Annotated in this window: 5 protein-coding genes and 1 pseudogene; 4 read left to right on the top strand and 2 right to left on the bottom strand. The window is 41.5% G+C overall.

The features are described from left to right. The 4 genes and pseudogenes from Q0241_RS12680 to Q0241_RS12665 form a co-directional block, all read left to right on the top strand. Positions 1-689 (top strand): annotated as a pseudogene (locus Q0241_RS12680) (hypothetical protein); the annotation flags it as partial. 125 nt (positions 690-814) lie between these two features. Then, the gene (locus Q0241_RS12675) at positions 815-1,837 is read left to right on the top strand and encodes an AI-2E family transporter (RefSeq protein ID WP_299377938.1); all 1,023 of its coding nucleotides are present in this window, start codon (positions 815-817) and stop codon (positions 1,835-1,837) included. Positions 1,838-1,955: 118 nt separating this feature from the next. Continuing rightward, positions 1,956-2,108, top strand: coding sequence for an entericidin A/B family lipoprotein (locus Q0241_RS12670; RefSeq protein WP_299377936.1), 153 nt, complete (start codon positions 1,956-1,958; stop codon positions 2,106-2,108). A 124-nt stretch (positions 2,109-2,232) separates the two neighbouring features. Beyond that, entirely contained in the window at positions 2,233-2,469 is a 237-nt protein-coding gene (locus Q0241_RS12665; protein ID WP_299377935.1) for a helix-turn-helix transcriptional regulator, read from the top strand. A gap of 81 nt (positions 2,470-2,550) precedes the next feature. Here the strand turns inward: Q0241_RS12665 and Q0241_RS12660 are convergent, their stop codons facing one another. Both Q0241_RS12660 and Q0241_RS12655 read right to left on the bottom strand, forming a co-directional pair. Continuing rightward, positions 2,551-4,419, bottom strand: a complete 1,869-nt coding sequence (locus Q0241_RS12660; RefSeq protein ID WP_299377933.1) for an MliC family protein — start codon at positions 4,417-4,419, stop codon at positions 2,551-2,553. Between the two features lie 66 nt (positions 4,420-4,485). Continuing rightward, positions 4,486-5,667, bottom strand: a complete 1,182-nt coding sequence (locus Q0241_RS12655) for a hypothetical protein (protein ID WP_299377931.1) — start codon at positions 5,665-5,667, stop codon at positions 4,486-4,488. Positions 5,668-6,332 lie beyond the last annotated feature (665 nt).

Here is a 6,332-nt window from a genome sequence, read left to right as displayed (position 1 = left end):
TATTACATTTCTCACTGCTTTGTGTTGCCATCATCATCGGTTGGGGCATCAAAGAAATTTTACTGGTCATTGAAAATTTATTTTTGACCACAGAACAGAATGGCATAATTCAGTACATTCCCCTCTTCCCTATGGCCTTGATAGGCGGCATATTATTACAGCTATTCATTAGCAAAATAGACCAAGAAGACCTTCTGAACGAACAGCACCTCTATTCTATCAGCCACAGCTTTCTAGATTTATTAATCGTCGTCGCTATTGCCACCCTCTCCCTCAAAGCTCTTCAGGAAAACTGGTTGTTGCTCACGCTTTTGATTAGCACAGGTATCGGTTGGAACTTACTGGTCTTTTTCTTTATAGCACCAAGACTTTATAAAAATGCCCCCTGGACCCGAGGCTTGGGTGATTTTGCTCACTCCACAGGTGCAACCACATCCGGCCTATTGCTGATGAAGGTTGTTGACCCCAATGATGAAACTGGGGCGAGGTCGAGTTTTAGCCTCAAACAACCTTTCTATGAGCCAATTGTTGGCGGTGGCTTCATCACGGCCATGGCTCTGCCATTGGTTCATGCAACTGGACTATGGGGCGCACTGGGTCTCGCCCTGCTACTCTTTATTATTACTATTTTTGCGGGTTTAAAATCAGTTGGCGTAAAAAAGGGAAACCCTCTGTTCCATAAAGAATAAGCTTTCATTTTTCAGACTGTATTTATCAATATGTAAAACATCACATTGGATAAAAGGTTGCCGTTATTTCTGGGCTCAAATGCTCTCTCACAATACGTTAAAACAATAATCTTTGCAGGTAACTCATGACAGATAGAACATTACAGTATCGCTATTTAGGTTTTATCTCTCTGGTACTTGGCTTTGCCGTCGTGCACTGGCTTAAACCTGTTTTACTCCCCGTGACAATCGCCCTTTTCATGACTGCCGTCGCATGGCCAATTAATACGTGGTTAAATAAAATATTCCCCAAACGGATTAGCCATATACTCTCTTATGTTGCTTTAATATGTATTCTGAGCATGTTCGCGGGTATTTGCTATATGGCAATTGCAGAATTTACAGCAAGCTTCCCCAAATACGAAATTCAATTTATCACACTACTTCAAGATTTTCGCTCTGTTTTACGGGATTTTGGGTTCCCCCCGCCAGGAGAAGTTAAGCCAGAGCAAATACAAGATCTCATTACGCCTTTGATTACCACTTTCTATACAACACTTGGTCATACAGTTCTTGTCGTTGCCTTGGTCATGCTTGGATTACCCGAGCTTATCTACTGGGAAGACAAACTTGAAAATTGCCTAGGTAAAACCAATGGTAATCGGTGGGGAAAAGCCGCAACCGACGCAGCCAAGTCTTTTCATAAGTATATGACGGTCATGACGGGGATTGGCGCCATCTCGACCGTACTAACAACTGGCTTCGCGTGGATCACGGGATTGGATTTTGCACTTTTATGGGGCTTATTGGCCTTTATATTTAACTTTATCCCCGTTCTTGGGGCGATGCTTATCCTTATTCCAACAACCTTCATGGCAATAATGCAGTTCGGGGATACATCCCAAGTTTGGGTGATCTTAGTCGGAATGGGAACAATTCAATTTTTCATCGGAAACGTCGTAGATCCAAAATTTCAAGGTAAGTTCCTCTCAATGTCTCCTATTGTTATATTGATAAGTATTGCATTCTGGAGCTTCCTTTGGGGGGTACCTGGTGCCTTTTTAGCCGTACCACTCACCCACATCTTTATGGTTACCTGCTATCAATTTCCAAACACAAAAAAGATTGCCTGCCTGCTTTCTGAAGGGAAAGGTACCTGTGACGCCTAATATTTTATACTCACCTTATGTTTATAAAGCTCTCTTGCTATCGATACTTTATCTACTGCGCATTATCCTTTGAAACAGATCACAAGATGGTCGTTAACCAACAAAGGAGTTCAAAACAATGAAACTACTTAAATCATTGAAGGTGCTATCGGTGTTTACGACCTTGCTATTCAGCATCGGCGCCTTAAGCGCTTGTAATACCATTGAAGGCGCAGGCAAAGACATTGAGGCAGCTGGTGAATCTATCGAAGATGCAGCAGACGACGACTAAACTTGCAAGGCAGGTTAGCTTTTTAGTTTAGATAAAGATCTCCATAAAAACAAAAGGGTGTCAGCTGGCACCCTTTTGTTTTCTGCACCTATTTTTGAAACCTAACAATATTGAGAATAATTGCGTGAAACATAGAAAGAACTCTCATCCCATAGATAACTATGTTGGTAAAAAGCTAAGAATGCGCAGGACAATACTCGGCATCAGTCAGGCGGAATTGGCTGATAAAGTTGGAATAAGTCCTCAGCAAGTACAAAAATACGAAGCAGCTATTAATCGTATATCCGTCTCCAAATTATGGGATTTTGCCAAAGCACTTAACACCAACACTGAATACTTCTTTCGCGGCAATAAGGACTGATAAGTCTACACAAAACTTACCCCCGCAACCAACAAAAATTCAAAAATGCACCGTCATTCTTTTATCGAGAATATCACGATATTACTCATTTCTTCGGCAGTGTTGAATCCACTTTTTAACTCCCCCCACTGTCTTTGAACTTTTCAACTCAAAACCAGTGCCAGATTGCGGTGATATCTGCAGGGGGGCACCTAATTCAAGTGCTGACCATAGTGGATCTACTATTGAGAACATGAAATTAACACCTGCAGATTCATCGCCAATGAAAAATACTTGCCCTTGATATGTATGATTAAATGTCCCTGTTTTAAAATGAACATTTACAACCGACCCATCTTTATAGGCACCTGAATTCAGCAACAGGTTGATTTCAGCCGTAGAAGCATCACGATCACACGAAGCAACTAAAGCAGTATTATCTGTTTCGGGAATCCCAAAAAACAAATCCGATTTTTCCTTACTTGTCTCTTCATCTATGTATTTACTGGTATGCCAAATAGCTTCATCCGGAACAATGGAATGGGGTGCTGGTGCTGGGGACAGAGGGACATTATTTTCCGTCTTTTTCCAACGACAATGCGCATCGAAAATCTCAAAAGCAAATTTACTGCCTTGCAAGCCAATATGCGTTGTTACATCACCATACGTGAATTTAACATAGGACGATTCTTTCAAAGCCTTAACAACAGGATCACCACTCTTCAAACTAAACAAAGGAACCAAACCAAGCATTCCATTGTTTCTTGTATAGACTTCGCGTTCATATGTTGTACCGGAGGCCTCAATCGTCATAACGGTGTCAGGCGTGGTTGCGGTTGTAGCAAGCCAATTAACGGAGGCCAAAGCAGGATTTCCTGCTCCCTGACAGACAATCATCATACCAATGTCATCACCACAATCGTTACAATCTGTAAGTGTAATGTGCTCTCCAACACCCTGTGTTGCCCATGAGCGATCAGAGTCCAGTTCTGGGACAGATTCAGATGATCCGATATCAGCGGCAACAGTATTTGATATTTCAAAGCAGCGTTCAATTATTTGGCCTTCAGTTCCATCAGAATGATACGAAAAAATGTAACCTTCATTACCTTTCATCCACCATCCCCAAGGAACTGAGGTCCCGCCAAATTTTGCACCACTCCCCGAAATAACAGGGACAAGCGTTAATAAATTTTTCTGATAATAAACTTGTATTTCTTCATTTGTTTCATCAAAGGTAGCCTGAACTGTTTCACCCGTTTCACACTGATAGGCGGTCGTATTTACTGGTCCAACAAGACTTCGTTTTTTTTGCTTTGGACTATTCGTATTTACCGGGGTGAGTTGCCACGTAACATCTGGCTCCCCTGATGTTTCACAGGCAGAAAGGATTAAAAACTCTTCGTCCGGATCTTCTGTCAAACAATCCATACGCCCGATAGCATCACTGCCGAGCATCGATCCACCTTTTCCCGGACCGTTCAATATTCCCACACTCCACCACGCCTGAGATCCATAAGCTTGATGATTACAGGCCCCAAGTATCGGAGTTTGATTATCTGATAGGATTAAACAACGAGGTTTTCCAAGATGACAAATGGATATTTGATATAAATCAGTACCAACAAGAGTCACCAACCAGTCAGTAGATTGAAGCGTTGTTGCGGTCAGAAACCCGACTTGCCCCGTATCGTTATTAACACCAAGAACCCTTTGTTGTTGGTCAGGTAAAGGGGCAATATGATAAAAACCTGTTCCAAATGTGTTTTTTTGCTCCTTAAAGCCAAGATCAGGGCTATCCCCACCAATTCTAGGATTTTCACAGACCAGTGCTGCATTGCCCCAACCTGGATTTTCCCAGGAGAATGCGACGTTAGAAAAAATGATCGCAAAGAGAAAAACACTTTCAAACACAAAGTTTTGGCACTTGTATTTAATCGTTTTCTTAAACACTTTAGAAGATTTTTTCATTTTTCACCTAAGCAGACTGCTCCACACAGAAACCCTCTTTTGATAAAAGGGCCAATCCTTTATTTATCAAAGATGATGAGGTTCTAGATTCAAAGTTCTTGAAGCGGAACATTTATCTGTATGATTTTTCCATGAGCGCGTCGCATCTGTAGGATCTTTCGATAAACACCAGCCCTTCATGTTGTCAGCCCCACCACCACCGATGAATTTTAGTTGTCTGATCAATCGGCCCTGTTGGTTTACAAAAATCTTAGCCTGATCAATCATGAACCCATCTGTGCCACTTGTGCGAATGACAATTTTCGTCAAAATGCCCGTAACATCGGCATGCCACGAAGGATCTGATCCTACCGCTTTACAAGGGATATCCTTCCCTTGTTTGGAGACGGATGCCTGATGTCCATGTGAGGTATAGAAATCAACTGTGATTGTATCTTTGGTGTCCGTATTAGCTAAATGCTTTAACCCCCCATTTGATAAGAAACAGTCAAGTTGTACCGTATATTTAACCGATCTTTCAGAGTTGCCTTTATCTGCCGATAAATTATTGGTGACTTTGGGGGCGGCGAATGACCCCATTAAAGTCGCGTCTTTGGGAGTTGCAGCAAAAATAATATTTTGGGAATCTATGATATCAGAAAAATCATGTATTGGAGTGCTCTTATTCACCACCATAGGCTGCTTATATCCGATAATCTCGTTGATACCTGAAGTAACGCCAATCCCCTGAGAGTCAAGAGCCGAATTGACAACTCCAGTTGCGAATTGTACAGCACTATTTCCGGGGAGTGCGGCTAAAGCAACGGTTCCTGCAACAGCATTTAAAACGTTCGAGCCCTGTGAACAACCTTCACACCAAACAACAGCAAACATATCGCCTGTTTTCTGCATACAGGATTCAAAATTATTTCGTGAATTTGTAATAATTTGCTTTTTAATAGGCTCTACTTGTTTGCCTTGGCATACGGTTTTACCTGTGCTGATATCCTCACCACACTTATCAAAACCTAATTTTGTATCACGTCGGATAAGAAGCCGATTATTCCAAGGTTCAGAATTATCAATCATAACATCCGATGCTTTATACCACCAGACGGTCGCAGCATATAATGCCCTATTTGTCACACACTGGTAATTAGCCTGATCGTTTGAAACCTGAGCATTCGCAGACGAAAAAGAAAGCGGAATTACTCCACACAATAATGCACAAAAGCATATGGTGAATAGGTGCTTATGGATGGTATTCATTAAACATGCCTCTACTGAAATTATCGATTATTATCCGATTTATTAGGATTTTATCTTAAAATAATCTCTTCCCTACATGGTTTAGTATATTTTTTCCAAGATCAATTGCCATCTTTTGATTTTATTGACATGGCGAAACTTCATCTTGTTAATCCCGCCATCAGCCAACAAATACAGACCTTTCAATTCATCTACCTTGATTATTGGATATAAGCTTCAACCATACTGATGATAAACTGGCCCTATATACCATCAGCTTTAAGGGCGACCTTTGTCAATAATGTCGTTAACATGGGCTTACTAGGTTGTTTGCTCTTAACCGTCAAACAAGGGGCACCTTTACCACCTTTGCTCTTTTTTTAGATTGATCCGGATTTGAATAGAAACGCTCAGTAGCCAAGCACTTCGTTATCTCTACATTTCGTCAACTCCATACGACAGGTTGGCCTCATAATCAATCAACCTCATAACTAAAGTTTCCTTGCCCTACATTTGATGGATAAACAATTCCATACAAAAGAGATTAGGTTAGCGTACAGTTTCCGAACTCCGCCTCTCCCTATCTTCCGGACAACAAAAAACGCCCTAGCTCATTTGAGCTAAGGCGTTTTTATTGGTTGCGGGGGCACGCGACCACCGATAATTTTAATGATGACCATACATAC

This window comes from uncultured Kiloniella sp., assembly GCF_937128705.1.
Taxonomy (GTDB): Bacteria; Pseudomonadota; Alphaproteobacteria; order Kiloniellales; family Kiloniellaceae; genus Kiloniella.
Note: the sequence above shows the minus strand (reverse complement) of the source record. Positions and strands in the feature narration are given on the sequence as shown.